The sequence below is a fragment of the Thiolapillus sp. genome (assembly GCF_048562965.1).
Classification (GTDB): domain Bacteria; phylum Pseudomonadota; class Gammaproteobacteria; order Chromatiales; family Chromatiaceae; genus Thiolapillus; species Thiolapillus brandeum_A.
Genome location: NZ_JBHNMF010001519.1, coordinates 1 through 586 on the forward strand (window position 1 = coordinate 1; position 586 = coordinate 586).

Genomic DNA, 586 nt, shown 5'->3' on the forward strand with positions numbered 1-586 from the left:
AGAAAGTGGCCCGGATGCTGCGAGGTCATCGGCCGCTGTTGCTCAACTGGTTCCGGGCCAGGGGGCAGCTTTCCAGTGGTGTTGTGGGGGGTTTCAACACCAAGGCAAAACTGACCTCCAGAAAATCCTTCGGTTTTCGGACGTATCGGGGCGCGGAAATCGCTTTGTATCATGCACTTGGTGCTTTACCCGAGCCTGAGGTTACCCACAAATTCTGCTGAGGAGCCATAATTCTCGTGGGCTTCATTGGCATGGAAAAGGAGGCAAACAGGAACGTGAACTTGCCTTGAAATACGACAACTTGGCAGATCGTTTGTACCACGACTATCCCTATGTAGCAGTGGTTGTGAAGGAAATTGCGAAATCCTATACATATGAAGCTAAATGTCGGGACACAGAGGCGGGTACCGAAAAGAGATTGCGCACTCCAGTGGGTTCTTGGTAAAACCAAGTGTGTCTTCGACCTCGTGATAGGTGTAAGCGCCCCAGAATCGACACCTTTTTTCAGAACACCATCAGCCACAGACTTTCTCCTGTCCCACCACAACGCAGGAGAATGCCATGGCCCCGACCGACAGTACTGACC

The 586-nt window shown here is 51.9% G+C and carries 1 protein-coding gene; it reads left to right on the plus strand.

The features are described 5' to 3' along the window. On the plus strand, positions 1 to 221 hold a 221-nt coding region (locus ACOCD2_RS25275; RefSeq protein WP_419626386.1), incomplete at its 5' end, for a transposase. Positions 222 to 586: the final 365 nt, after the last annotated feature.